The 26,075-nt window shown below is 55.2% G+C and carries 27 protein-coding genes and 1 riboswitch; of the genes, 13 read left to right on the top strand and 14 right to left on the bottom strand.

Annotation, left to right across the window (positions count from 1 at the left end; all coding sequences use genetic code 11):
* Nucleotides 1-12: 12 nt before the first annotated feature.
* The 4 genes from P0120_10955 to P0120_10940 all read left to right on the top strand — a co-directional run bounded on the left by P0120_10955 (nt 13) and on the right by P0120_10940 (nt 5,378).
* Nucleotides 13-1,017 carry a hypothetical protein gene (locus P0120_10955; protein MDF0674838.1) on the top strand — a complete coding sequence of 335 codons (1,005 nt, stop codon included), beginning with the start codon at nt 13-15 and terminating at the stop codon, nt 1,015-1,017.
* Between the two features lie 313 nt (nt 1,018-1,330).
* Complete coding sequence (locus P0120_10950) at nt 1,331-2,608, top strand: ATP-binding protein (GenBank protein ID MDF0674837.1); 1,278 nt, start codon at nt 1,331-1,333, stop codon at nt 2,606-2,608.
* Between the two features lie 16 nt (nt 2,609-2,624).
* On the top strand, nt 2,625-4,055 hold the full coding sequence (locus tag P0120_10945) for a sigma-54 dependent transcriptional regulator (GenBank protein MDF0674836.1): 1,431 nt from the start codon (nt 2,625-2,627) through the stop codon (nt 4,053-4,055).
* Between the two features lie 198 nt (nt 4,056-4,253).
* Nucleotides 4,254-5,378 carry a response regulator gene (locus P0120_10940; GenBank protein MDF0674835.1) on the top strand — a complete coding sequence of 375 codons (1,125 nt, stop codon included), beginning with the start codon at nt 4,254-4,256 and terminating at the stop codon, nt 5,376-5,378.
* A 1-nt stretch (nt 5,379) separates the two neighbouring features.
* Here the strand turns inward: P0120_10940 and recN are convergent, their stop codons facing one another.
* The 11 genes from recN to P0120_10885 form a co-directional block, all read right to left on the bottom strand.
* Complete coding sequence (gene recN / locus P0120_10935) at nt 5,380-7,059, bottom strand: DNA repair protein RecN (protein ID MDF0674834.1); 1,680 nt, start codon at nt 7,057-7,059, stop codon at nt 5,380-5,382.
* Nucleotides 7,060-7,076: 17 nt separating this feature from the next.
* Nucleotides 7,077-7,424, bottom strand: coding sequence for a thioredoxin (trxA, locus tag P0120_10930; protein ID MDF0674833.1), 348 nt, complete (start codon nt 7,422-7,424; stop codon nt 7,077-7,079).
* An 86-nt stretch (nt 7,425-7,510) separates the two neighbouring features.
* Nucleotides 7,511-9,970, bottom strand: coding sequence for an LPS assembly protein LptD (lptD, locus tag P0120_10925; protein ID MDF0674832.1), 2,460 nt, complete (start codon nt 9,968-9,970; stop codon nt 7,511-7,513).
* 1 nt (nt 9,971) lies between these two features.
* Complete coding sequence (locus tag P0120_10920) at nt 9,972-11,270, bottom strand: bifunctional folylpolyglutamate synthase/dihydrofolate synthase (GenBank protein ID MDF0674831.1); 1,299 nt, start codon at nt 11,268-11,270, stop codon at nt 9,972-9,974.
* 25 nt (nt 11,271-11,295) lie between these two features.
* Complete coding sequence (gene accD / locus P0120_10915) at nt 11,296-12,132, bottom strand: acetyl-CoA carboxylase, carboxyltransferase subunit beta (GenBank protein ID MDF0674830.1); 837 nt, start codon at nt 12,130-12,132, stop codon at nt 11,296-11,298.
* A gap of 86 nt (nt 12,133-12,218) precedes the next feature.
* Nucleotides 12,219-12,929: a hypothetical protein gene (locus tag P0120_10910; GenBank protein MDF0674829.1), complete on the bottom strand. Its 711-nt coding sequence runs from the start codon at nt 12,927-12,929 to the stop codon at nt 12,219-12,221.
* A 103-nt stretch (nt 12,930-13,032) separates the two neighbouring features.
* Complete coding sequence (gene moaA / locus P0120_10905) at nt 13,033-14,100, bottom strand: GTP 3',8-cyclase MoaA (protein ID MDF0674828.1); 1,068 nt, start codon at nt 14,098-14,100, stop codon at nt 13,033-13,035.
* A 177-nt stretch (nt 14,101-14,277) separates the two neighbouring features.
* Nucleotides 14,278-14,973, bottom strand: a complete 696-nt coding sequence (locus P0120_10900; protein ID MDF0674827.1) for a molybdenum cofactor biosynthesis protein MoaE — start codon at nt 14,971-14,973, stop codon at nt 14,278-14,280.
* A gap of 24 nt (nt 14,974-14,997) precedes the next feature.
* Entirely contained in the window at nt 14,998-15,492 is a 495-nt protein-coding gene (gene moaC, locus P0120_10895) for a cyclic pyranopterin monophosphate synthase MoaC (protein ID MDF0674826.1), read from the bottom strand.
* 245 nt (nt 15,493-15,737) lie between these two features.
* Nucleotides 15,738-17,267: a hypothetical protein gene (locus P0120_10890; protein MDF0674825.1), complete on the bottom strand. Its 1,530-nt coding sequence runs from the start codon at nt 17,265-17,267 to the stop codon at nt 15,738-15,740.
* A gap of 271 nt (nt 17,268-17,538) precedes the next feature.
* Nucleotides 17,539-17,778: a hypothetical protein gene (locus P0120_10885; protein ID MDF0674824.1), complete on the bottom strand. Its 240-nt coding sequence runs from the start codon at nt 17,776-17,778 to the stop codon at nt 17,539-17,541.
* A 205-nt stretch (nt 17,779-17,983) separates the two neighbouring features.
* Nucleotides 17,984-18,054: riboswitch (Fluoride riboswitch) on the bottom strand.
* Nucleotides 18,055-18,477: 423 nt separating this feature from the next.
* Between P0120_10885 and P0120_10880 the strand changes: the two genes are divergently transcribed.
* From P0120_10880 to P0120_10865, 4 genes are all read left to right on the top strand, one after another.
* Nucleotides 18,478-18,672, top strand: coding sequence for a ribbon-helix-helix protein, CopG family (locus P0120_10880; protein MDF0674823.1), 195 nt, complete (start codon nt 18,478-18,480; stop codon nt 18,670-18,672).
* Nucleotides 18,673-18,899: 227 nt separating this feature from the next.
* Nucleotides 18,900-19,076 carry a hypothetical protein gene (locus tag P0120_10875; GenBank protein MDF0674822.1) on the top strand — a complete coding sequence of 59 codons (177 nt, stop codon included), beginning with the start codon at nt 18,900-18,902 and terminating at the stop codon, nt 19,074-19,076.
* A 268-nt stretch (nt 19,077-19,344) separates the two neighbouring features.
* The gene (locus P0120_10870) at nt 19,345-19,755 is read left to right on the top strand and encodes a hypothetical protein (protein ID MDF0674821.1); all 411 of its coding nucleotides are present in this window, start codon (nt 19,345-19,347) and stop codon (nt 19,753-19,755) included.
* An 83-nt stretch (nt 19,756-19,838) separates the two neighbouring features.
* The gene (locus P0120_10865) at nt 19,839-20,387 is read left to right on the top strand and encodes an OmpH family outer membrane protein (GenBank protein MDF0674820.1); all 549 of its coding nucleotides are present in this window, start codon (nt 19,839-19,841) and stop codon (nt 20,385-20,387) included.
* Nucleotides 20,388-20,405: 18 nt separating this feature from the next.
* On the opposite strand, the gene P0120_10860 is transcribed toward P0120_10865, so the two are convergent.
* Together P0120_10860 and P0120_10855 are read right to left on the bottom strand one after the other, a co-directional pair.
* Nucleotides 20,406-20,771, bottom strand: a complete 366-nt coding sequence (locus P0120_10860) for a rhodanese-like domain-containing protein (protein MDF0674819.1) — start codon at nt 20,769-20,771, stop codon at nt 20,406-20,408.
* 16 nt (nt 20,772-20,787) lie between these two features.
* The gene (locus tag P0120_10855) at nt 20,788-21,801 is read right to left on the bottom strand and encodes a PA0069 family radical SAM protein (protein MDF0674818.1); all 1,014 of its coding nucleotides are present in this window, start codon (nt 21,799-21,801) and stop codon (nt 20,788-20,790) included.
* A 146-nt stretch (nt 21,802-21,947) separates the two neighbouring features.
* Here P0120_10855 and P0120_10850 point away from each other — a divergent pair, with 146 nt between their 5' ends.
* The 5 genes from P0120_10850 (at nt 21,948) to P0120_10830 (ending at nt 25,711) form a co-directional block, all read left to right on the top strand.
* On the top strand, nt 21,948-23,003 hold the full coding sequence (locus P0120_10850) for an NAD(P)/FAD-dependent oxidoreductase (GenBank protein ID MDF0674817.1): 1,056 nt from the start codon (nt 21,948-21,950) through the stop codon (nt 23,001-23,003).
* Nucleotides 23,004-23,327: 324 nt separating this feature from the next.
* On the top strand, nt 23,328-23,573 hold the full coding sequence (locus P0120_10845; protein ID MDF0674816.1) for a ribbon-helix-helix domain-containing protein: 246 nt from the start codon (nt 23,328-23,330) through the stop codon (nt 23,571-23,573).
* 2 nt (nt 23,574-23,575) lie between these two features.
* The gene (locus tag P0120_10840; protein ID MDF0674815.1) at nt 23,576-23,977 is read left to right on the top strand and encodes a putative toxin-antitoxin system toxin component, PIN family; all 402 of its coding nucleotides are present in this window, start codon (nt 23,576-23,578) and stop codon (nt 23,975-23,977) included.
* Nucleotides 23,978-24,244: 267 nt separating this feature from the next.
* Entirely contained in the window at nt 24,245-25,159 is a 915-nt protein-coding gene (locus tag P0120_10835) for a serine protease (protein MDF0674814.1), read from the top strand.
* 3 nt (nt 25,160-25,162) lie between these two features.
* The gene (locus P0120_10830) at nt 25,163-25,711 is read left to right on the top strand and encodes an META domain-containing protein (protein ID MDF0674813.1); all 549 of its coding nucleotides are present in this window, start codon (nt 25,163-25,165) and stop codon (nt 25,709-25,711) included.
* Between the two features lie 19 nt (nt 25,712-25,730).
* Here the strand turns inward: P0120_10830 and P0120_10825 are convergent, their stop codons facing one another.
* Nucleotides 25,731-25,928 (bottom strand): hypothetical protein, encoded by a 198-nt coding sequence (locus P0120_10825; protein ID MDF0674812.1) that lies wholly within the window; start codon nt 25,926-25,928, stop codon nt 25,731-25,733.
* Between the last annotated feature and the right edge of the window lie 147 nt (nt 25,929-26,075).

Raw genomic sequence — 26,075 nt, 5'->3', positions numbered from 1 at the left:
CTGGGAGGTCCTATGCGCAGATTCCTTATTCTTCCGCTCTCCGTGTTTCTCCTGGCCTCATCCGCCTATGCCGATGGGGGCCACGATCACCATGCGATTCCCACATTGAAAAAGCACGTGGGCTCAAAGATCACCTATGGAGAGAACACCGCGATTCTGACCTTCGGCCCCATCGATCTTCCGACCGGCCATGGCGAAGGCGATATGGGCGATTCCATGCCTCGGTTCCACTTCCAGTTGCCGGAAGATAAATATTTGGTCGGCTTCAAGTCGGCCATTACCACGGTCGATGGGAAGGAATTACCGAAAAATTACCTGCACCATATTTTGATGATCAACAACACCAAACCCAGCGTGTCCTGTCCCGGTGAGCCGCTCTTCTTCGGTGGAGCCGGACTCGAAATGTCCGAGACTCAATTCCCGGATGGATACGGCGTGAAGCTGTCGGCAACCGACAAATTGATGACGGTCGTCGCCTTCTATCACGGTGCCCCGCCCACCAAGGACGTCATTACAACGTTCACGATGTATTTTGCGCCCAAGATCAAACCGGTCAAGGAGATGGAGGTCTATCAGGTCGGCGTCAACATCGTTTGCTTCACCAAGTTCGGCGACCGTCCGGCGGATCAGACAGACGAAGGGATCGAACTCGGGGCGGGTGTCCAAGTCCGTACGGCACCATTGAAGTTTAGTATGGATGGCTGCGTCAAATACGCGTATCCGCACGGCCACGATGAATTGCTCCTGATTGCATTGGAGAATAAGACCAAGGGAGAGACCCTCCTCCGGACTGTACCGGATGTTGAGCGGGACGGAACGCTCCGCGAATTCTTACCCCATCAAGTCTATAAAGACGTCCAGGGTTTCCCCATCTCCAAAGAGGATGACTATGAGATGGTAATGGTCTACCACCATTCTCTGCAGAGAACTGAACTCCAACATGGCATGGGCAATTACTTGCTCTACATGACTCCAGGGGCTTGCTCGGAACAAGGCAAGACTGCCGCCGCGTACTGATCTCCTCTCGCAGGCTTGTCGGCAGGAACCATCCGACAGGCCTGCGAGCATCCCGCAGTTTTCCTACCGTCCAAAATTCTTCTTCACTATCTCAGCCGTCTCCGTGGAGCCCCATGGTTTGACGGCCGTGATTCCTGAGGGCCGATCCAGTTTTTCCCTCCTCGACAACCAACTTCTACTCATCATTGTACGGAAGACCAAATCCACTGGATGAAACAGCCCCTCGGGTGTATACTTTCCACCTAGTGATGATACGTAGCCATGTTTTCACCACGACGAACGACACCCGCATAAGACCTCACACACCACACTCATGACGGATCGCACGGCTCCGCAATCGGGCTCTTATCAATCAATTACAGCGTCGCTGCAACGGCTCACGCAGTTCGCGCGGGACATGGGGCACCCGATCAGTCTCTCGGTCATCGCAGAGCGCATTCTTTCCGGCCTCTCTGAAGCATCCCGGCACTCTCAAGGTGTGGTATATGTGTTTGACCGCGACCGCGAATGTTTCTGCCAGGTGGTTCCACAAGCCCAGATCCCTTCGATAGTAGGATCTCCCATCGTTGCCCTCAATCATCCCCTAGTTCAGCAACTGGCTAACCATCAAGACATCCTCGACTCGTCCGCCTTGACCGATTCCCTATACAGGGCATCGCTGGACAATGCGACGGGTGCCCAACTCGCCACTCTTCCCATCAATCTGGCCATCCCGCTGCTGAATCGAGGAAGGTTGATCGCCTTCGTATTGCTTCAATCCCGGACAGGTCCCACTGTCCTTCCTTCCCATACCATGGAACTCCTGGCTGCTATGGCTCAGAATGCCGCCAACGCGCTCGACTCTTTCCTGCTGTATGAGGACCTCGGGAAGTCCCAGGCGCTCATGCGACGAACTGATCGATTGCGTTCTTTGGAGACCATTGCCGGAGGTTTCGCTCATGAGATCAGAAATCCCTTGACGTCGATCAAGACCTTCATTCAGCTGGCTCCGGAACGCAAGGATGACAGTCAATTCATTGGTGAATTCAGTCGAATTGTGCTCGATGATGTCAATCGAATTGAACGGTTGATTCAGGAGATTCTCGACTACGCTCGATACATGGAACCTCAGTTGACCGATGAGGATCTGAATGAAATCGTCTCGTCGTGCCTGTACTTCATCCAGGTGAAAGCCGACAGCCGCGGGATTAAGATTGAAAAAGATTTGGCGCCTGAGCTGCCCCGTGGCATGTTAGATCGGCAACAAGTCAAGCAGGTGCTGTTGAACCTGCTCTTGAATGCGATGGATGCCATGAGCGAAAAAACCGGAACCCTCCGTGTACGGACCACTAGGCTCCAGAAAGCGGACGGTGCAGTGTGGTCTCAGATAGAGATCGAAGATACGGGGCACGGCATCTCACCAGAACACCTTGACCACATCTTCGACCCGTTTTTTACCACCAAACACACGAGCGTCATAAACGAAGGAACGGGGTTGGGACTGACCATCGCTCATCAGATCATTCGGGAGCATCGAGGAGAGATTCAAGTTCAGAGCGCGGAAGGGATCGGAACGACCTTCCGCATCAAACTTCCCTCCCATCAGGGGTAGAACGCAAGGAGCGCTTGTGGAAAGCTCGGTTGCTAAGCAACGAATTCTGTTGATCGATGACGATCCCCGGGTCCGTGCCTCTCTGAAGATGGTCCTCGAACCAATCTATGACATTCTCCAAGCTGGTGACGGAGATGAGGGGCTCGATGTGTTTCGGAAGGATGAGCCCGACCTCATCCTCCTTGACGTTCTTCTCCCCGGAACCGACGGTCTCGCAGTGCTTCAAACACTCCGCATGGAGAGCAAGATAACCCCGGTCATTATGCTCACAGGCACCAAATCCGTCAAAACAGCCGTCGACGCCATGAAGCTTGGAGCCGCTGACTATCTCTCAAAACCGTTCGACGTCGATGAACTCCGTATCGTCATCGATCGAGTCCTGAACTCCTCAGAATTGGAGCGAGAGGTCAAGCAACTGCGGGCTCAAGTCGTCCAGCGCTATGCCTTCCATAATCTGATCGGCAAAAGCCAGGGCATGCAGGAGATCTACTCAAAAATCGAGCAGGTCGCCGACAGCCGTACCACCGTGCTCATAACGGGAGAAAGCGGCACGGGAAAGGAATTGGTGGCGAGAGCCTTGCACTACAACAGTTCCCGGCGCGAACGCCCCTTCATTGCACTGAACTGCGCTGCTTTGCCTGAAACGCTCATTGAAAGCGAACTCTTTGGCCACGAAAAGGGGTCGTTCACGGATGCCACAGCTCGACGCGTCGGACAGTTCGAGTTGGCGAACACCGGAACGCTGTTCCTGGACGAAATCGGCGACTTAAGTCCCGTCACACAAGCTAAGCTCCTGCGTGTCATCCAAGAGCGAGAATTTACGAGGATCGGGGGGGTTCAGCCGATCAAGGTCGATGTCCGCATTGTGGCGGCGACGAACAAGAATATCGACGAACTCGTTCGAAAGGGGCAGTTTCGCGAAGACCTGTACTACCGCATCAACGTCATTGCGCTCTTTCTCCCTCCGCTCCGGGAACGTGGCGAGGATATTCCCCTCCTGGCCAAACATTTCCTCGAGAAACGGCTGGAAGCGGAACGACGTCCTCAGATCGATTTCGGAAAAGACGCTCTGGAGCTTCTGACTCGTTATGCTTGGCCGGGCAATGTTCGTGAACTCGAAAACTTCGTCGAGCAGGCATTCATCTGGTCTCAACATGCTGCGCAAATCACTCCCGAGCATTTGCCGACGCTGATCAAGAACGACTCCCGTTCAACGTCGCTTCGAGACGATACTCTCGCCGGTCGCATGTCGCTTGAAAAAGCCGTGATGGAGTTTGAACGGGAGATTATCCTTGATGCGCTAAAACGAACCAATCACGTACAAACCCACGCCGCGAACTTACTGGGAATCAGCCGCCGGATGCTGAAATACCGAATGGACACCCTCGGCATCGGTCGTCCAGACAATTCCGCCATCCAAGAGCACGCTCCGCCCATGCAAGAATGACACACTTATGCACAAGAATGTCACACTTCTGCACACATTACCCTCCTCATCATACAATAATAGGTATCCTATTATTATTGTAAGCTACGTATAGCTGCCCATCCCACCACCCACCCCTTTATATTGAAAAACTCCCTAACCTCATGAAAAGGAATGAGAATTGCTTGCTACGCACGTGGTTTGGAGTAAACAACGAGCATGGTCACGGCTTCTTGTCAGGCAGGGACACAACCGACAGTCCTCGTAATTGATGATGAAGCGGGGCCCCGCGATGCCCTTAACGTGATACTTCGCACCTTCTGCAATGTTCGTTCAGCAGAAAACGCCAAGACAGCTCTTGAAGTCCTCGACCAGGAACCCATTGATGTGATCACGCTTGACCAAAAACTCCCGGATCGTCATGGACTCGATCTTCTCAAAGACATAAAGCACCATCGCCCCGACGTAGAGGTCATTATCGTCACGGGATACGGGAGCCTGAAGTCCGCCATGGAAGGTATCCGCCACGGAGCCGCCGGCTATTTGCTTAAACCTTTCAACGTGAATGAACTGACTACCCTCATTCGGCAGACGATGGACAAGAAACGCCGACTCGACTTTCTTCGCCGTTGTCTTCAGACACTAACGGATCTTTGGGGCTCAGAGGAAGAGAGCGCACGAGCATGGGACAAGGTCAAGACTGGATATGCTGCGCTGTCCGACGCACAAGGCGATGCCGCTTTACAGCAAGACGACATGAACCTACTTCCACTTTTGTCCGATATTCTGGAAGCCACAGACCGTCAATTACTCAATCATTCCAGCCGAGTGAGTTTCCATGCCACGTTGATGGCCAGCCGACTCAATCTTACCGCCTCCGAGCAAAAATCATTGGCCCTGGGGGCCTTTTTGCATGACATAGGGAAAACCAGCATCCCATCGTATAGGTTTTCAGAAGACCAGATCCTTCCGTCCGGCGAAGCATCCCTCTGTAGGGAACACCCCGACAGAGGCGCACGGATGATTGCCCCATTGGGTTTACCTATTGAGGTGGGGCAAATCATCGCATCCCATCACGAGCAATGGGATGGACAAGGCTACCCTCGTGGACTCCGAGGCACGGATATTCCGTTATTGGCCCGCATTGTCGGCATCGCTCAGACGTTCGATCATCTGACCGCCGACGCACCTGGGCGCGTCTCTCTCCCACTGGATATCGCGACCCGCCAGCTCTCCCTTCAATCCCATGGACATTTCGATCCGCTGTTATTGGATCTCTTCCTACAAGTCGTGAAGGACTCGCCCCTCTCGCCTCCCACCATGGACATCGCCCCCGCCGCTTGATCTATTCATGCGTTCCGGCGATCAACTCTGCTGCCGCAGATCGTGCCTTTTGAGTGACTCGCTCTCCACCAAGCATGCGCGCAATTTCTCCCTCGCGATTCATACCGGTCAACGAACGCACCGTCGTGACCGTCCGCCCCTTCACTTCCGACTTTTCAACCGAGAAATGATGCTGGGCTTGAGAGGCGACCTGAGGAAGATGCGTGATGCACAACACTTGATGGTATCGGCCCAACTCCCTCAGCCGTTTCCCGATCGTAGCCGCGACAGCCCCTCCGACCCCTGTATCGATCTCATCGAAAATCAGGACCGGCACATGATCGATATCAGCAAGGACGGATTTCAACGCCAACATAACACGCGATAGTTCGCCGCCGGATGCCACACGAGACATCGACTTCAAAGGCTCACCGGCATTGGCCGACAGCAGAAACTCGACACGATCGCTTCCATCAGGGCCGTAGACATCGACAGACCCACTCGGCATGACTTGAACAAGAAACCGCACCGATCCCATCTTCAGCGCGTTGAGCTCTTTGTCCACTAATTTCGTCAACCGCTTAGCCGCTTCCGCTCGCTTGCCTGAGAGCTCTCGGGCCATCACCAAGACGTGCTGTTGTTGCTCCTCAATGAGACGATCATACCGATCCAGCTCGCTGTCCGATCCCCGCAGTTGCTCCAGGTCTTGTTTCACTCGATTATGCGTCTCCAGGACGGCTTCTATCGTCTCTCCGTACTTCTTTTTCATCCTCTGAATGACAGCCAAACGATCGTCGATCGCACCGAGTCGCATCGGATCAGCGTCCAAGCCCTCGGCATAACTACGAAGGGAATCGGCGACTTCTTTCAGGAGCATCTTGGCCTCGGATGCAAATCGAAGGTTCTCCTGCATCTCGGGATCAATCTGAAAGAGTTCTCCCAATACACGCTCCAGCAACATCAGATTCGTCATGATACCGTGCGTATCATCGTGAATTCGCTCCTGGGCTTCCGTTACCAACGCGGCCAGACGTTGCGACGACCCCAACCGATGGCGTTCGGCTCGCAGCAACTCTTCCTCTCCGATTCGGCAGGCAGCCTCATCCAATTCCTGCTGTTGAAAACGCAACAGGTCCTCCTGCTGGGCACGCTGCTGCAGCCTAGCCGCCAGCTCAGCACGTTCTTCACGGAAACGTATCCAGTCACAATAGGCCGTTCGATATTGAGACCGCAGCTCCAGGAGACGGCCGTAGGCATCCAAAACATCGAGCTGAGCGGAATTGGACAAGAGCGATTGCTGGTCGTGCTGGCCATGGATATCGATGAGCGTCCCTGCGAACTCTTCCAACACGTGGACCGGGCTTAAGACTCCATTCAGGTAAACCCGGTTTCTTCCTGAACGAGCAATGATGCGTCGAATGATGAGCTGAGAATCCTGCGGTCCAAGGATCTCTCTGGCCCGCAGCCGTTGAAGGAGGGGGTGCGTGAGCGGAATCTCGAACGACGCTTCAAGTTGGGCTTCGTCCTCGGAGAATCGAATCTGGTCGCTTGAGGCCCGCCCGCCGACAAGAAGGGCCACTGCATCGATCAACAAAGACTTCCCGGTCCCCGTCTCTCCGGTCAACACGGTAAACCCTGAGTCAATGCTCAGACTCAGTCGTTCGATCACAGCAAAATTTGTGATGCGCAGCTCAGTGAGCATGGCTGCGAGGAGACTTCTTAGGCGGTCCCTGCATGTTGAGCGAGCAGCGAATCGATCATTTCTTTAAATTGGCGTTTTGGTCTGGCGCCCACCAGCTTTTCAACCGGCTGGCCACTTTTGAAGAAAAGAATGGTAGGGATACTCATCACCTGGTAACGACCCGCGACCTCGGGGTTCTCATCAGTGTTCAGTTTTCGAACTTTGAGCTTTCCGGCATATTCCTGGGCCAATTCGTCAACGATGGGAGCCACCATTTGGCAGGGACCGCACCACACGGCCCAAAAATCGACCATGACGAGTTCAGAAGCCTTCATGACTTCGGCATCCCAGGTGGAATCTTCGACTTTCAAGGCATCACCAGCCACGTCTGCGCCCTCCTTCAAGGTTGAGATCATGAATACGCGCTAACTTCGGCATCGTACCCCACCATTGTTTTTACTGTCAAATACAGTCATCGGCCGGTTTGAGCTCCGGGCAATGTGTCGCCCGCTTCGGCGGGCTGCGGAGGCAGGCCATAGGGACCTCCCGGTGCCGCCCAAGGAAGACCACGCTCACCCCACAGAAGCGGGCTCAAGAGAGTCCGTATCACTCGCGTCCCGGAGTCCTCAGTCCAGCCGATTCCGGTGAGGCTCAACATGAAGCTGTACTGCTCACGGTCGGGGAATTTCAAGAAATAGAACCCCACAGACCAACACTTGCATGGATTCTGATAGAGCGCAACCGTATCCAGTTCAGGAAATTGTCCGTTTTCGAGGTCATAATAGGCCTTTGCCCCGAAGGTCCATCCCCAAGGGGTGCGGAACGCGCCGCCCATCGTGGCAAACAGGATTCCATTGGCTGGAGCAAACACTTGATTGAACGAAACGGCATTCCAAATATCCCCTCTCTGTACTCGACTGCCGTCTCGTGCGTAACGCTGACCCACCTCGACATACCAATTGGTTCCTTCTTGGAAGCGAAGGTCGGTGTTGAATTGACTGAATCCTAGTTCGTAGGGATCGACGAACGCATCGATCGTCAGATACCGATTGATCGGCGGACGCAACGCCCAGGCCTGGGAGGCGGGTCCGAATATCGGCGCACCCATTTGGGAGAGTCCGAATTGCGACGGGAGGTTGTTGCCGATGACGGCCCGCATCCAGATATCAGAAAACTTTTTCCCTTGAATAGGCACGGTCGCCGGTTGGAGCGGCTGGGTCGTCGTTCCTATGGAGGGAGGGATGGCGTAATCAGCCGCCGACGTCTGCACATCACCGACATGGTAGCTCTGGGCCACCATCAGATCGAGCCAGTTGAAGGCATTGCGCTTGCCGGATTCCAATAGACGGCTGCGCAGCATGTAGGTCAGCAGATTCTTCCCCGGCAGGTTATCGACTGCGTCGATTTGAGGCAAATTGGACTGGTTGGTCACCGGAACATACTCGTAGGTCACCGTCGGTTCGATCGTATGCAGAAGACTGTTTCCATCAGCAAGTGGGAACCGGCGTGCCAACTTCGAGGTCGCATCCAATCCTAGCCAAAACGTTTCTCGATTTTGTGCCTCATCATTTTGTATGCCTCTGGTATAGAACACCTCACGAAACTTCGCCTGGGGGCGGATTCCAACCATCCGCCCGAGATGAAACACCTCGGTCGAAATACCCGGAACCACATTGATCCGATTGAGCGTAAATCCTTCCTGGCGGAACCAATAGACCTGTTGCCCGTCCATGCCAAAGAGGACAGGTGAGTTGAACAGTGAGACATAGGGTAGGTTATAGCCGGCCTCCGGAAGACGTTGGAATGTGTCTGCTCCTCCCAGTTGTAACGGCTGTAGATAAAGCCCCAGGAGATAGAGATTGCCGTAGCGCAAGCGCTGGCTCGCCAAGAAGTTTGATTCGGAATTCGGTAGCGCTCGGAGCGCTCCGGAATTGCTCAACTGATTCAAAATCTGTGGGTCTGAAAGCAAATTCGCGTTGGCTCGGAGCAAGAGGGTATCGGTGATGTATTGCGTATGGGTTCCGGTCAGCACTGCCCGCCCCTCCTTGGCAGGCTCGGTATCGGTGACGCCGGAGACGTTGGGAAGTTGCATCTGCTGTAGATAGCTCACAAACCATTGCCCGCGAGATCGCCGGTCCAAGGCATACCGATACAGAAAATCGGACCCATACCCTAGGTTACTGTAAAACGATGGCGTCACCGTCAGGTCATGACTGGGATTGATCGCCCAAAAAAAACTCTGTTTCACGTGGAATCCGAACCGATTGTCATAGCTCGGGATCGGCATCAAAAATCCGGTTCGTCGTCTGTTCATAGGATAGGAGAAGATGGGCAGTGGAATCGTGGGCACGTCTAAGACGCAGAACCAGGTGCCCTTCAATCCCAACGTGTCCCCGAGGGTCATATCCAGATCTTTAAACCGAAAGCGCCATGCCGGCACTTCTCCATCTTGCGCATCACAATTCGTAAAACTGCCATCTTTAACTCGGTAATGATATTCGGAAAATCTCTGTAGGAGGCCGCCGGATATTGATGAGTTGGTCGTCGGAACGTAGAGCCGGCCATGCGTCACGACACCGGCCTCAGTATTGATATTGAGATCCATCCGCTCAGCCGTCACGTCAGCCTGCGGGTCTGTTAAATGGACATGGCCGACGGCAGTGAGAATCCCCGGCAAGGCTTGAATGGTGGCGTGGTCCGCCGTCAGCTTGATCGCTCCCTGCTGAATCACGACCGATCCGTTTGCTTCGTACACGTCTTGATCTTGTCGGTAGTCGATACGATCTGCCGTGATATCGAGAGGAGCGGATCCGGCGGAGGACGTTCCGGCACCAACTCGGTTGTCCGCCGCTGATCCAGGAAACGGAACGAACACGAGAGCGGCAACGGCAAAGAAGAGCCGCCAGCGGCCCCACACGAGAGGACCCGCCATGCTAACCACGAATCGGTGACAGCCCACAGCCACGCACGGCCGCTTTGATATCCCCTAGGAGCATCAACGATCCGGCAATACAGATGAGATCGTGAGGCATAGCTCGGCTTCTGGCGACGGTCATCGCGTCCATGGGAAGAACGGCCTCGAGCACCGGCCCCTGCCATTCGTGCAGCGTTGCACGGAGCTCTTGGACCGTTGCAGACCGCGCGAGAGTCGCCTGCGTCAGCACGATTTCCGACACAAAGGGTAACAGTGGAGCGATAAATCCCTGTCGATCTTTATCCCGCATCATGCCCCATACGAGGATGATCCGAGATGTGGGGTGACTAATGGAAAAGTCCTTGAGATACTCCGCGAGCGCATGCGCGGCGGCAGGATTGTGGGCGCCGTCGAGCACGACCTTTGGATCCTCGTCGATCAGCTCCAAACGACCTTCCCATGAGACCGTACGCAGGCCGGCACGCACGGCGATGTCATCTGCGTCGATTCCTGCTCGACCCACCGCTTCAAGGAGTGCCAACGCACAAGCGGCATTATCCCGCTGGTGACGCCCTTCCAGGCCGCAAATCAGATCCTCACAGACGCGAGTCACTCCCCGATATGTGAGTCGCTCGGGACGATATCCGTCAATAGCAAAGTCCCGGCCAAGCTGCCACAGAGGGGCCGATCGATCCCGCGCAATCCGGCGTAGGACCTGTTCAGCTTCCTGCCCCATCCGCCCGATCACCACCGGCACAAACGGCTTGATGATTCCCCCCTTTTCAAACGCGATCGCCTCCTCCGTTTGCCCCAGATACTCCTGATGGTCCAAGCCGATCGTCGTGATCGCAGTGGCCAGCGGTTGCTCCACGACGTTGGTTGCGTCGAACCGTCCGCCCAACCCGACTTCCAATACGGCGACGTCGACTTCTGAATCCGCGAAATACAGGAACGCCAACGCCGTCGTCATCTCAAAAAAGGTCGGTTCCAGGTCATCTTGTAGCGCGACTCGTAAACGCGCGATCACCCCTTCGACTTGATTCTCCGTGATCATGCACCCGTTGACACGAATCCGCTCCCGGAAGTCGACGAGGTGGGGAGACGTATACAGCCCGACGCGTCGGCCTGAATGCTGAAGAACCGACGCAACCATCGCCGCCGTCGAACCCTTGCCGTTGGTTCCTCCGATGTGAAGCATGCGAAGTGAGCGATGGGGATTGCCGACCCTGTCTAACAGAATCCGCATCGGCTCCAGACCCAGCTTGATACCGTGCTTCTGAAGCGCGTAGAGGTACTCAATGACGGAGGAGTAGCTCATCAACAAGTCGGGAGGACACAGAAAGCTAAAAATGATTCACGAGGGTGCCGATCGTCTCCTTGAGACGCTTACGCTCGACGATCATATCGATCATGCCGTGTTCGAGAAGAAATTCGGCCCGTTGGAACTGATCCGGCAACTGTTGCTTGATGGTTTGTTCGATGACACGAGGTCCGGCAAACCCGATCAGCGCTTTCGGCTCGGCAATGATGACATCCCCCAACATTGCCACGCTGGCTGTGACGCCGCCGAACGTGGGATCGGAGAGGATCGAGATGAACGGTAGTTTGGCCTCGCCTAACTTCGCAACCGCAGTCGAGGTCTTGGCCATTTGCATCAAGGAAAGAATACCTTCCTGCATCCGGGCGCCTCCGGAAGCGGTGACCAGGATGACCGGCAGCTTCAGTTCCAACGCACGATCAATCGCGCGGCAGAGCTTTTCGCCGACCACGGATCCCATACTTCCGCCCATAAAGCTGAAATCGAAGACACAGAGCACCACACAGCGGCCATTGACCAGGCCTTCGCCGATGACCAGGGCATCTTTCCGGCCCGTCTTTTCTTGGTGAGCCTTCACGCGATCTCGATAGGACTTGGTGTCTTGGAAGGTCAATGGATCTTGGGGTTCGAGTTCAGCATCCCATTCTTTGAAGGTCCCGAGGTCGATCAGTAACCCGATTCGCTCGGTGACCGAGATCGGAAAGTGATACTCGCACTTCGGGCACACTTTGCTGTTCCGGTCGACTTCCTTCCGATAGACGATCTCCCGGCAATGGTTGCACTTGAGCCACATCCCCTCGCTGCCTTTCGAACGTGGTGGCGGACTAGATTCTGTGGGCTTCTCTTTCTTGAACCAGGCCATTGCGCTCTCCTATCGGGTCTTGCACTCCATTCTTATAAGCAGTGCCGAGCTCCGAGAATGCATGCGATATCCACAGAGAGATGGTTTCATTCCCCCGCCGCCGACAGCGCCAACTTGAACAACATCCACATGCCCATCGAGACACTGGCAACGCTTGCCACACCCTGTACCGCCATAAAAAGGCGCTGACTCATCGAACGTGAACAAATGACCGGCACACTGATCGTCAGCCCGATCACCATCATGCCGATAATCGAGCCGACTCCGAAGACGAGGATAGACAGAAGTCCGGCCCCCATCTCCTTCGTGGTGGCAAGAATCGTCAACATCAACGCCGCCGATCCAGCCAGTCCATGAGCCATACCGATGCAGAGAGGGCGGATTGACTGAACCATCCAATGCCGATGCCGGTGATTCTCCTGCCACTGGTGGCTGTGCAGGTGGGAATGTCGTTCACCGTCGTGGCGATGGCTGTGCACATGCCATCGTGCGCGGTAGAGTTTCAGCGCTAAGGAAGTGCCCAGGACAATCAGAAGAATTGCCACACCGGACTCAGCCAAGAATTCGAATTCCTGGGGAATGCGAATCCTCCACGCAAGCACAACCGACCCGACCAGCAATAGCGTGAAAGTGTGCCCAATGCCCCAACAGAGCCCCACTGCCCCAGATGCCAGAAGTGAGGGCCGCTCCGCAAGCACCGTCGAGACAGCGGCCAGATGATCGCTATCCAAAGCATGCTGCAGCCCCAGCAGGAACCCGACGCCTAGCAGCGACACAAATTGGGGATCAGGCAGCATGTTCTAGGAAATCACACCCATGGACGACCTTCGTTTGAATAGTCGGCGGAAACAGAACTATTGAAGGCGGGCACATATTGTAGCAGATCCGTCCAAGAGAATCTCATCCTCCGCGGGCATGCATCTCTAAGTGTGGATCTTCCCGGAGGCGATCGATCTCGATCAACCCTCCGTCCCGAAGCCCCACTCGTTCCAGCGCCTTACGCTCCTCCGCTCCGCGATCGCGGCGAGCAGCCCATCCCGATCGAATGATTTCCCGCATGTGCTCTGGCTGCTCATTCATGCGAAGGGGCTTGCGAAGGTCAACTCCCGATCCCGCGTACAAGCACAGATACCACAAGCCATCGGCCGTGAGACGGCTGCGATCACAATGCGAACAAAACGGCGTCGTCGTCGAAGGAATAATCCCAAAGATCGCGCCATCCGGCAAGAGAAATCGCTGTGCTGGGGCGGCTCCTCGTCCCGGAAGCGGCGTGATCCGACCATACCGCCGACTTAAGAAATCCAGGATCATGCCTTGCGACAGAACCTTATCCAGGCTCCATTCGTTCGCCCCTCCGACATCCATATATTCGATGAAGCGAACCTCGGCCTGACAGTGTTTCGCAAATTCGATCAACGCCCCCAGTTCATCTTCATTGAACCCACGAATGGCGACCGTATCAAGTTTGAAGTTGGTAAAGCCCGTTTTCCCGACCGATTCGATACCTTCCAGAACTCGTGAAAATTCATCCCGTCCGGTCAGTTGCCGGAACCGCTCGGGTCGGAGCGTATCGAGACTGACCGTCACCCGATCAAGCCCCGCCTCGTAGAGTGCTTGTGCATGCTCGGTAAAGAGTATGCCGTTCGTGGTCAAGGCCACTTCAGTAATCCGCCGATCCTGTCGGAGTAACCGCACCAGCCGCGCAAGATCCCGCCGCAGCAAAGGCTCACCACCGGTCAATCTGACCTTGTCGACTCCCAGATCAGCGAAGTATCCCGCGAGCGTCACCATTTCCTCGAAGCTGAGGATATCCTCGCGCGGCAGCCAGACGTACTCAGGCTCCGGCATGCAATACCGACAGCGAAGATTGCAGCGATCGGTGACGGACAGTCGCAGACTACCAAGTGGACGACCAAACGTATCGGTTACGCCTTCCACAAGATCACTATGAGAAGAATCTTCTTTCATCTGTCTCTCATGAGGATGGTCAAAATGGCCTTCATCTCACCCGCCCACCCCCTCGCGCCAAGACGCGACTTTCTCCGACCAAGGCCGCAGCGAGTAAGGAGGCGAGTCGTACATTGTTTGGTACGTCGAGCCTCTGAGCGATGCGAGAACGCAGCTGGGCGCCATTTTCACCATCCTCTAGGGATGTTCCTCCACCCAGACCTCCCCTTCCGGCGTATGTTCCAGCTTCCAGATCGGCGTGATTTGCTTCAACTCGTCGATCGCCCACTTGCAGGCCAGGAACGCATCTGCACGATGCTCGGCCCCGGCGATGATCAGGACGATGTTTTCGCCAATCGCGATTTCTCCGTATCGATGAATGATGAGCAGCTCTAGGATATCGAACTCTTTCAGCGCTCGTTCCCGAATTTCATGCAGCTTCTTCTGCGCCATTCCTTCGTAATGCTCGAACGTAATGCCATCGACATCCCGCCCGCGTGACCGATCACGCGCAATGCCCAAAAACGTCGCAATTCCGCCGATTCGCTTCGATCGGCTGCGCACCAGATCGAGTTCCCGATCGATGGAAAAATTCTCCCGCTGCACACGGACGAATTGACCGTCGTTGATTTGTTCCAGTCCTGTGCCTCCGGCAAACGGCGGGAGCAACGCAATCTCGTCGTTATCCCTAATGACCGTCGCTTCATGCGCGATTTCCTGATTCACCGACACGAGCACCTTCTTCTTTTGAATCAGTTCGCCGATCGCGGGATAGTGAGTCATGATGAGCTCTATCAGCTCTTGAACCGGTCGCCCGTTGGTCACATTCAGCGACAGGGAACTCTGATTCCCCGCCAGCATTTTTGTCATACCGAACAATCGCACCGTGATCATCGTCCCTCAGCTTTAACCTAAATCTTAATCTTTTCTTGAATATGTCCCTGATTTTCCACCCGATTTGGAAAGCAGGGAGACATCGCTGAAACTCATCCCGCGATCCACCGCCTTACACATATCGTAAATGGTCAGGGCCGCAACCGAGACGGCCGTCATGGCTTCCATTTCGACTCCCGTCGGTCCTGTTGTCTTGGCGGTTGCTGTAATGGTGATGGAACAGCGCCCCTCTCTGTCTGGCTGCGACTCCTCTTTGAAGGAGATATCGACACTGGTGAGCAGAATCGGATGGCACATGGGAATCAGATCCGGCGTTTTCTTCGCACCCATCACACCGGCGACCTGAGCAACCGCCAACACATCCCCCTTGGCGATCTTGCCTCGTTGAATCTTTTCAAGGGTTTCGGAAAGTAGGAAAACCTTGGCTTGAGCAGTGGCAAGCCGTTCGGTTGAATCCTTGGTACTGATATCGACCATCCGAGCACGACCAGCTTCGTTGAAGTGCGTGAATTCAGACATTTTGTTCGTTGAATCAGTATGTTGCAGCAAACTTGTAGCGGGATTATAGGTGCCGTCGGAAAGGAAGGTCAAGGAAGGGAAATGACTGCCGGCTTTTCTGTAGGACACCTCAGTATAGACAACGATCCGAATGCTGCGTTGTTTCCCACGCCCAGGCTGAGACCATCATCACTTTCGGGCTCCACCTGATCCGTAGGGTAATGAAAAGTGTTCTTGCAACAATCGAGACCTCTGGAGGGTACTTTTCACGGGAGATAATAGCGAATCGTTGTCATGATCGTATGTTGTTCCCCCCACGGCTGTATCCCGTGTAATCCCGACCACACAGTGCGATGCGTGTAGGCATAGGAGAGTCCGAGCGCGACGATCCCAAGATCTGAGTTGATCATCCGATACCAGAACCCAGGTTGAACCTGGCTGACGGTCTGATTGCCAGCGTGGCAAGGCTGAGTTCCCGGATCTTCGACTCCACAACCACTGAGGTCAGCCAAGGGAGAACCGTATCCGATCGATGTGCCGGCATAGGCTGTCCTCGCATAATACTCTATCCCGTAGTACGCATAGACATCCCAATCATCTCCTGGATGCCATTCTAGCCCTGTCAGAAAATGTACCGCCGGAATCGGCACAACCTTCCCTGACGGGCTGGCGACGACATCGGCCCCAATCGTGGAGGCATAGCGACCAATTCCTTGTCCTACCAGACCTTCAGCAATCAGACTGAGCTTTGGTGTCACGGGAAGCACGGCAGCCAGTCCTACCCCGCCACCGACAGCGACATGGTTCTCACCGCCTAATCGGTCCCGAAAAAATCTGACAAGACCTTTCATTTCCCAATGCCCATATCTGGGCTCCCATACCAGCTTCCCTACGATGTCCGGTGCAAGATCAGTCGAAATACCATTGGCTCCCGGCGTGGCACTGGTGGTGAAAAAATTAGAGGGATTTTGGGCATTGGGGGAGGTATTGAAACCCTGTACGCCGGTCGGCTGGACGACTCCGTTCACATTGGTTTCTGGATTTTCGATCGAAACAGCCATGATGAGATTGGGACCGAAGGCTTTTGTGACACGCAATCCCCATTGTCGCGCCCAATTGTTCCCCACCACTGTTTGGAGGTCGGTGTTAAGAGGAATGAACTCGTGTCTCGGTTTGATTCCGTCGCGAAAGGTGGTGAGAAGAGACCAGCTTTGGCCGAACAACAGGGAGAGGCCATTAGGAAGATCGACATTACCCCACACTTGCCGCAGCCTCGGACCCCAGCTATTCGTCTCCAACTCGTTCGCGTAGGTCGCGCCGCCGAGAAAGTCGATTTCGACATAGCCGGCGATAGCAATTTTCCGATATTCCCCTTCGACTAAGAGGTTCAAACGGGAGCCACGAGCCGTTCCTCGAAATTCCGAAAGCTGGCTGTTGGCTGACCCTTGGAGCGCGATGTTTCCATACGTACTTTGAACGTCTGCATTCTCATTGGTAGAACGGAAGATAACGGTTCCGTCGAAAAAACCACCGGGCGAAATGACGATGCCTTTGTACCGAAAGAGTTGGTATCCTCGTCCAGCAATCCGTCCCGCAGTAGATGACCCTTGGCTCGTAGATTGCTGCCCTGCCTCCTCTGTGGCATTCGCCTCCGAAACTTCCGGGCTACTAGCCGGTTGATCTACATCCGAGGTCTCAGCACCTACAGCTTCGCTCGAATACCCCTGCATGAACAAAAGAGCCAGGAGCGCTAGGCTGACAAAGCCAACGCGATCACGCCCCACACCAGATAACATCGCGCTCCTCCAGATTTATTTTGAGCCGCTTCTCGTTTCGACGGTTCGACACAGGCCGGTTCTCCTCTTCCATGTTCTGGAATGGTCAAACGCAGTTCCGTTGGTGCATCGACTGTGGTTTTATGCCTGCCATGTCACCACCAGCTCCGGTTGCGTCTATGGCCCCGCATCGGCACAGAAGCGGACTCCCAGACTCCTCATCTTGTCTGCGCAAATATGGCGTCCCCGACGCCATCACTCAGGGCTACAGGGCTCATGACAGCGAGGCACGCTACTCTAGTTGGATGAGACCATAGCTCTCTCCAGCTTGCCCCCCGATTCGTTCTTCAGGTTGAACAGACGCGAACTCGTATTTGACGTGATCGTATGGGAGCCCGGCTTGTCCGCCGACTCGTTCAGCAGAATGGGAGACTGTTGTCTCGTCTCCAGCCCACGTGATCTGATCTGACAGGCCAACAGCCAGCACAAAGCCACAGCCGACCGTACAAACGATTCTGGCTAGCGCTTTCATAAGAACCTCCTTGCTTGGAAAGAGATTTGGAATGACCTACAGGGGAAAACGACACCCACCGCATTGATGCAGACCAAAAGGACGTGATGGTGTGAGACTTCAGAACGAGGATGCGTTTCTCCAGGGAATGTACGAATGAAAGGGGAAAGGAAGAGGCGTAAGGGGCTATACCGAGGGGGCCCATAAAAAAACTCCTACCAGATGATGTCAGGTAGGAGTTATCATTCCCCTCGGCTGAGAGGACGGTTCTTGGTGAACTCCATCACCGCTTCAATTTACCCACTAAAACGTGCAAGCCTCGCGCCAAAACAAAAGCATGACGAAACGTCTCGGTTCTCCTGTTCAAGGACAAAACAAGCTTGTTCGCACAGTGAGGCTCGTGCAGAACCTCACACATTTAGTCACCGGCTTTATTGATCAGCCCCCCCACGCCGTCGGAATTCATGTTTGCAGTGGCTACGAACTGCGGCTGGTAGAGCTGCACTTGGTTGACACGGGCAGGCGAGAGTGTAATCCCACTGTGATAATGTCCGCTTCTGTCACCACAGAAGAGTTCTCTATAGACTCTCAGCTCTAGCAAAGAAGGCTGGATGGTCGGAGAGGACAGAGTCACGATGAGATGGAACGAGTTGCGGCAGGGAAATGTCATTCGCCAGGTCATGGAGAGAGCGCTGATACCACAGTGTGAGATTGTCGGATATGAAAGCTTCCACCATATCGATCCGGCTCCACACCAAGATTCAGCGCGAACTGGATCGGCTCAGCCGGCAGCTCGAACGTAGTCGCAGCGACATCGTGCGTGATGCGGTCCGTCGCCAAGTGGCGCTCCTTCGATTCGAACGATCACGCCGTGCCCTGCGTCCGTTCGCTGAAGCGCGGGGAATGTCAAGTTAAACAGGAAGAGAATGGCAGGATCTCTTTTGATTCAGTCCTAAATCGTTTCAGATACAGCTCTCTTGCTCGATCTCCCTCGTAAACCTTCCGTCCCTCTGTCTGTTTCTGAAAAATCAACGCGGAGCTTCGATTTAACGCTTGGTATAGACCTTGCTGGTTATTCTCACCAAAGATTCCGGTTCCCTTCTGTTCTTTCGTGCTCCTTAATCTGCTGAGGAGATAGCGCCGTGAAAGTGATCAACTATTACTACTTGGAGGATGAGCGACAGTGGTTGGGTTACCTGCAGGACCATCCCGATTATTGGGAAGAAGCAGAGTCATTCGAAAGCCTGCACTCCAACCTTTCCCATCTGAACTTTGACCTCACCCTAGTGAGAGCCCTAAAGGGTAGTAAGGCAGCCTGACCTCTAGCAGATCCAGCTCCCCTCTCCATCGCAGACTCACGCGGCTGCTGAGATCGCCTCCGCGGATTGCATGCGTGAACACCCGAAAACCAATTCGGCATCATCGATAAAACCTGCTGTGAGTCTCAGGATCCTCCCGCTTTTTGCACCCCTCTTTTTGCAGTCTGGAAAATCACCCCTCGTTTCAGTACACTCTCCCAATCCTAGCCGCTTCGCCGGGGGGGAAAACCGCCGTATCGCAGCTTCACGATCTTGCGCGAGGATTCTGATGGGATTTCTAAGCAGGCTTCTCGACATGCCGTCGTTCAACGGCGCCACCAACGCGCTCTTGGTGGAACTAGCCCTCCCCGAACTCACGGAACTTCAACGCTCCCAATTGAAAGGCCGGGTTATTGAATTGTTCCAAACGCATCGCGCTTCAGATGGTTCGGCGGAAGTCGCATTGGTAGAGCTGAATCAAACGCCGCGCGTTTTTCAGCTGAACATCTTGGCGCTCGCCATGAAGGACCTTGGGTACCCCCTTCCATTCAAAAAAGAAAAGATACAGAAAATCCAGAACCCCTTCGATCCAAAGCACGCGGATGAGCACGCCATGAGAGCAGTCGCGCGACGCCTAAAGTGGCAGTATGGCGTCGAGATCTGGATCGCAGAAGAGCCGATCGGTTTTGATTCGTGGTAACAATACCATCGCTTGACAGACCCACGGTGCGCGGTTATTCTGCCGCGGTTCCCTCATTCAGGTCAGGAGGCCCAAGAGACGATATGCGTATTCCTGCTTTGCAAACCTTGTTGCTGACGGTGCTACTCTCTCTGCTTGTTCCGCTCGTGGCGACATCCATCCAGGCAGCGGAATTTAAGATGGGGGTGGTGGACCCCCAGTCGGTCTTGGAAAAATCCAAGGCAGGGAAGCGAGCTCTCGACGGACTGAAAGAATACGTAGGGACCAGGCAGAAGCTCCTGGCTAAGGATGAGGATGACCTTCGTAATTACGAAAAGCAACTGAAAGAACAAGCTCCCAAGTGGAGTGACGCTGAAAAGAAAGAGAAGGAAGGCCAGTTCCGAACGAAGGTCCAGGACTTCCAGAAGCGCGCGCAGGAATTCAACATGGAGCTCCAGAAGAAACAGAAGGAGCTGGTGGACGAGTACATGAAGAAAATCTCCGTCGCGACACAAACAGTCGCTGAGAAAGGAGGAGTCGCACTCGTTGTGGATAAAGGCAGCGAGCAGACCGTCAAAATCGTGATCTACAATAAGGACACGATTGATCTGACCGAGCAGGTGATTAAGGAGTTCGATCGAGTGAACAAGTAACCTGAGACGGTAGTCAAGCTATTCCAGCGGGTACCCTGCCTCCCGCCATGCGCGAATCCCTCCATCCATAGAGAGGACATTCCCATACCCCATCTGCTGCAACGCATCAGCCGCCAACGCCGATCGATACCCGCCGCCACAATAGAGCACGACCGAGTCCTGCTTATCAGGAACCACCGACTCGATATCCCGCTCAATGATCCCCTTCCCAAGATGTCGAGCGCCTCGGGCATGGTCCTTGACGAATTCATGATCTTCCCGAATATCGATGAAATGGAACCGCTCGCTCCGGTCGAGACGAGCCTTCACCTCAGCCACGCCACACTCCTTGACACGTCGTTTCGCCTGTTCGACAAGTTGCAAGAACCCTGGATTATGCTTCATGTCTCCTCCTCTTTCTTCAAAACAGCGACACCTGTTCGACGCCTGGACGCCGAAACGTTTGAGGGATGGTGCTCAGGTCATCTTCAGGAAATCCCACCCTCCGTTTGGCAAGAGCGAATAGCTGCTCGATCAGCTTCCAATAAGGTCCCTGTCCAGCCTGCCGCTTGAAAAATCGGCTCTCGGTCAACGTCCCGCCTCTGACCTCACGGAGCCGATTGGTGATCTTTCCGATCCGTTCCGGAAACGCCTCCTGCATCCGCTCCAAGAACACCGGCTCCAGGCTGCCGGATAATCTCAACAAGCTATATGTAGCAGTACGAGCTCCACCACAATAGGCGCGATCCAGCAATGCAGGAATATCATCTTCATTGAGACCGGGAATGATCGGCGCGACCGAAATACCGGTCGGAATACCGGCATCGGCAACAGCCTTCATGGCGGAGAACCGCTTGGCGATCGACGGCGCATGCGGCTCAACCTTGCGTGCCACATCGTCCGAGGCGAAGGGAATACTGAAATACACCAGCACCGACGCTTCTCGGTGCAACCGAAGCAACAGGTCCAGATCACGAAGAATCAATGCGCCCTTTGTGATGATCCCGACAGGGTTCCGATAATCCGCGCAGACCTCCAAACAGGCACGGGTCAATCCGTACTCCGCCTCAAGCGGCTGATAACAGTCCGTGTTTCCAGAAAAGACGATCATTTCTCCATACCAGAATGCCTTGTCAAAGGCACGCTGAAGCAGCTGGGGCGCATCCTTCTTCACCATGATCTTGCTCTCGAAATCGGTTCCGGCGCCGAATCCCCAATACTCATGCGAAGGACGCGCGTAACAATAGGCACAGGCATGAAAGCAGCCTCGATAGGGATTCACGCTCCACCGAAAAGGTAAATCCGGACTGTCATTACGGCTCAAAATCTCCCGACTGTCGTCCGCATAGACTGTCAGTTTGGCTGGGCCGGCCGGTTCAAGCAGGTCCCGATGCTGCGACTCAAATGGGTTTGGAGGATTTGAGATTTGGCGCATCAGTCCATCCTGGCTCTTGCACCTGATCGAAGTCAATTCTTCATCGAACTTTCCTTTTATAGTTCAAGTCTGTCTTGGCCTCTGACCGCTATGTCTTCTCGAACTCCGTTTACGCCGACCCCAGGGCTGTTTATAATCCTCCGCCCATGCGGCAGTCTCGGACCATCACGATCGCAGGAGCCGGCCCCGCCGGCTTAACCGCTGCGATCACCTTGGCCCGTGCAGGGCATCAGGTCGTCGTGCACGAGCGCCGGCCGGACGTGGGCATGCGGTTCTGCGACGATTATCAGGCGTTGGAGAACTGGACCTCGGAAGAAGATGCCCTGGACACAATTCGCCGACTCGGAATCCAGCCTGACTTTTACTGCCGACCGATCACCCGCTTGTCGTCGTACGGCCCGCGCAGCGCCGCGCACGTGACGTTTGCAGAACCCCATGCCTACCTCATTCGACGAGGCGCGAAGCCCGGTTCTCTGGACAGCGCGCTGAAGCGGCAGGCGCTCGATCTCGGGGTGGACATTCGCTTTGAGAGTGTTCTGACGGAAGCAGAAACGGATATTGTCGCGATGGGACCCCGCCAGGCTTGCGCGATCGCTGTCGGCTGTGTCTTCGGCACCGACATGCATGAGCAAGCGGCCGTGCTGCTGGATAACCGGCTCGCCCCCAAGGGCTATGCCTACCTGCTGGTCGCGGACGGACGAGGCACGTTGGCCACGGTGCTCTACGATCAGTTTGCAGCGGGAAAAGCCTGTCTGGAGCGAACCATAGACCGTGTTCAGGATCTCGTGGGGCTCACGATGCGCAACGTGCATCACTTCGGCGGCTACGGCACGTTTGACCTGACCAGGCCGTTGATCAGTGGCCGACGACACTACGTCGGCGAGGCGGCGGGATTACAGGATTGTCTGTTCGGCTTCGGCATCAGGCAGGCGATGGTCTCCGGCTCCCTCGCGGCCCGCAGTATCATTGAAGGATCGCAATACGATCGGTTGTGTCGCACCACATTGGGCGGTCAGCTGCGGACCTCGCTGATCAACCGCTACTGGTACGAATTCATGGGACAACCAGGGTATGACCTCCTCGTGCGCCTCAGCAGCCGAGCCCGGAATCAAAGGGCCTTTTGGTCGAAGATCTACACGAAACCGATGCTCCGGCTGCTGCTCTATCCCCTGGCCCGCCGGGCCGTCCGACGGCCTCGATGAAAGTAAGCCTCACGCTCTGCCTGAACGAGCCCCATGCCCCCTCCTGTTCCGGTCCCACGAGTAGCCGAACATGATTCGCCATGAGTGTTCCTGATAGGCATGTGGGCGTAGAGCCGGACCCGGGCCGGCCTCGCCGGCGACGTCGATATCTTCCTCTGCCACGCCCATACCTACACCCTCACTGACGGACTGATTCCTTGCTATTGGACTACTCAGGCGCCGCAAAAACCCAGATGTCCCTGTTTTTCCAGCCCATCCCTTTCACCTCGACGTTTGACCTCTCCCCAATAGACCCTGTATGATTTTGTCATACAGGAGGCTCTCATGAAACGCGCGCGTGTACCGGTTACGGTTTCACTCCCGTCCAACCTCGCCGAGAACTTTGAACGGCTTGCCAAAGCAGAGGCGAAAAACAAGAGCCAGCTCTTTCGGGAGATGTTCGCTGTCTATGAGCGGCAGCGACGCGAAGCACAGTTCCATGAGATACAGCGATACGGAGCGAAGCAAGCCAGGAAGAAAGGGGTGCTGACCGAAGGCGACGTGGAGAAACTGGTGTTTCAAGGCCGCTGATCGTGCGCGTCGTCTTTGATACAAATATCTACATCTCGGCCTTTGCCATTCCGGGCGGTACCGCCGAGGAGGCATACCTCCATGCAATCCAAGGCCGGTTCGAGCTGTTCACCTCGGTTGCGATCCTGACAGAAACTGCGAGAGTGCTCCAAACGAAGTTCGATTGGGCGGAAGACAAGGTTCGGCATGCGGTACAGGAGATCAGTCAGACGGCTACCGTGCTGCGCCCCCGCCCCACCCTTCACCTCTTGAAGGACGAACCGGATAATTGTATTCTCGAATGCGCGATTGCTGCGCAGGCGGCGCGGATTGTTTCCGGCGATCGACATCTCCTGTCGCTCAAGCGCCACGCGGACATCGCCATCATTTCGTTGGCCGACTTCCTCGCCGAACTGACAAGGTAGCACCATTCGACTTGTCCCTTGGCCGACAACGACTGAACGAGCTGTTACATCGCGACGACTAAGGTTCGCAAACTGGTAAAGGGGACACAACAAGGGGGCTGATCCCTTTGTTGTACTCCGCTTTTCGCTTCTGCGAACTTTTAGCATGGATGCGGTTGACTTCATAGGATGAATCACCTATAGAGGTGAACTCTACCCTGGGCAGGGTATCGTCATGGGCACCAAGTGACGCGCGGGACCATTCTCAGAAAGAAAAGGAGGCGAACGATGTCGATCCTGATGCTCATCGTCACATTGTTGATCGGCGTTCCGGCCATCGCGGGGGTGCCGGTCAAGGAAGAGTCATACAAAAAGGCCGTGGCTGAACTGGAAGAAAAGGGGTCGGTGCCGCTGATCGACGCCGTGAGCCGGTCGGAAGGCAAGGGACACTTGGAAGGAATCCGGTTTCGCCCACGGATCGTCGGAGGCGAGGACGCGGAGATCAAGGACACCCCATGGCAGGTGTCGATCGTCGCGGCGGAATCCACCTCAAACCTGACCGGACACTTCTGCGGAGGATCTCTGATCAAACCCAACTGGGTCCTGACGGCGGCCCATTGCGTCAGTCGAGGCACCATACCGGATCAAATCGACATCATCTCAGGGACCGATGATCTTCGGTCGGGTGGGAAAAGAAGTTCGGTCAAACAAATCATCATCCACGGCAAATACAACGCGAACACCAATGACAACGACGTCGCCTTGCTGAAGCTCTCCAGACGCGTGAAGGCCTCGAGCCTGCGCGCGCCCATACGCCTGATCACTGCGCAGGAAGAAAAGTCGAAGGTGAAAGCCGGTGAAACGGTCCTCATCACCGGATGGGGATACACGAAGGAGAATGGTGAGGTCTCGCCGAAGCTCCAGCGCGCGACCGTGCCTGTTGTGGACAGGAAAACATGCAACGCCCAGGGTTCCTATGACGGCGCCATCACCGACAACATGCTGTGCGCGGGACATCAGGAAGGTGGGGTGGATTCGTGCCAAGGGGACAGCGGAGGCCCACTGGCGGTAAAAATGGACAACGACCTGTATGCGCTGGCCGGTGTGGTGAGCTGGGGAGAAGGTTGCGCAAGAGAGGATAAGCCGGGCGTCTATGCTCGCGTGTCAAAATACGTGAAGTGGATCAATGACCATACCAAGTGAGCCATGACGCCTGCGCTCATCAGCCTTACCATTTTGGGCATGGCCCTCACCGGCATCGAGGTCAGTCGGTTCGCCCCGGTGTATAATGCCGTCGGCCCGAGCGGCCTGCTTCTATGGCCGCTCGGGGAAGAACTCTCTGCGCTTCCTCGTGAGGGAACATCGCACGACCGAACGCCCGGCCGGATCGTGAATGAAACGATGCAGCAGATGGACCTCTTCGACCGTGAGTGGAGGCTCATCAAGAACGACGATCGCCTAGTCCAGGCAGGTTCAGGACCCAGGGCCCATGCGCGCCTCGTTTCAGATGGCCGAAAAGTAGAGGGCTTTACAGGCTGCAATGGCTTGCATGGTCACTACGAATTAGAGGGCCGGAATGTGAGATTTGTCGGCTTAGCCACCACGCGAAAGCTCTGCCCAGGGCTCATGGAACAGGAGCGGGCATTTTTGAATGGTCTTGAAAGGACGAGATACTGGAAGGCCGAAGATGGACGACTCGTCCTGATGAGCGAAGCCCGCGAAGCACTCCTATTATTTGAGGCGCATACCCGATAACATGCGTCTTACGCCTGTTTCAGCGCGAAATCGTAGCTGCCGTAATGAATGTAGTCGGCCCAATCGACGGATTTGAGCTCGGTGCGACCCTTTCTCGGCCGGCCAGGAGTGCGGCGCCGATCGTCTTCTGCCCTAGCAATTCCATGTAGAAGGTTTGCGCAAACGCTTCAGCCGATTGGTCCCCGACGGGCCAGTACGTTCCCACGTAATTTGCCACGCCGCCGCCAATCCCACGGTTCTCTTGCTCCGACCTACCAGAATTACGTACATTGTCCTAGGTTATCAACTCGCGCACAGACTACGACTCACGCATGAACCTGTCAAATCTTGGAGTCTTCTTGGTCTCGTTAACTTCTTTACCTGC

It is taken from the genome of Nitrospira sp., from assembly GCA_029194675.1.
Classification (GTDB): domain Bacteria; phylum Nitrospirota; class Nitrospiria; order Nitrospirales; family Nitrospiraceae; genus Nitrospira_D.
Note: the sequence above shows the minus strand (reverse complement) of the source record. Positions and strands in the feature narration are given on the sequence as shown.